1 protein-coding gene is annotated in these 785 nt (G+C 67.0%); it reads right to left on the bottom strand.

What is annotated here, in order from left to right; translation table 11 throughout:
• Nucleotides 1-730, bottom strand: a protein-coding gene (locus OO71_RS52830) for an IS5 family transposase (protein ID WP_425388757.1) whose coding sequence is annotated in 2 segments (ribosomal slippage) — nucleotides 1-364 and nucleotides 364-730 — 731 coding nt annotated over the 2 segments. Because the reading frame shifts where the segments join, the coding sequence is not laid out codon by codon here. This gene is flagged as partial in the annotation.
• Between the last annotated feature and the right edge of the window lie 55 nt (nucleotides 731-785).

Genomic DNA, 785 nt, shown 5'->3' with positions numbered 1-785 from the left:
CGGAACCAGTGCAGCAGCGCGATGGTCTGTTCGACGACCCAGCGGTAAACGCCGAGTCCGGAGCCGTGTTCGGTACTGCGGCGGGCGAACTTCGGATCGATGCCCTTGGCGCGCACCAACCTCCGGTACTTGTCGAAGTCGTAGGCGCGGTCGGCGTAGAGGGTGCCGGGTCGGCGGCGTGGCCGTCCGCGACGGCCGCGCACCGCTGGGATGGCCGCAAGCAGCGGGGCGAGCTGGGTGACGTCGTGCCGGTTTCCGCCGGTCAGCGTCACCGCCAGCGGCATCCCGCCACCTTCGGCGATCACATGGTGCTTGGAGCCGGTACGGGCTCGGTCGACCGGGCTCGGGCCGGTTTTGGCCCCCCCTTTAGCGCCCGGACATGTGATCCATCGATCGCGGCGCGGGACCAGTCGATCAACCCAGCCGTGTTGAGTTTGGCCAGCAGCACCTCATGCAGCTGCTGCCACACCCCGGCCTCGGTCCAGTCCCGCAACCGCCGCCAGCAGGTCATCCCGGACCCGTATCCCAGCTCCTGCGGCAGGAACTCCCACGGCATCCCCGTGTACAGCACGAACAAGATGCCGCACAACGCCTTGCGGTCATCCAGCCGCAGCCGCCCCGGATTCCGGAAACGGCGCTCGACCGTGGGCAGCAACGGCTCGATCAGCCCCCACAGCCCATCCTCGACTTCCCACGGCCTGCGCTGGGCCACACCAACCTCCCGCCACATGATCAACAACAGGAGACATCAAACCACAAACCAAGATCATTCTGTTAGGACCTCT

It is taken from the genome of Amycolatopsis jejuensis (assembly GCF_000717335.1).
Classification (GTDB): Bacteria; Actinomycetota; Actinomycetes; order Mycobacteriales; family Pseudonocardiaceae; genus Amycolatopsis; species Amycolatopsis jejuensis.
Note: the sequence above shows the minus strand (reverse complement) of the source record. Positions and strands in the feature narration are given on the sequence as shown.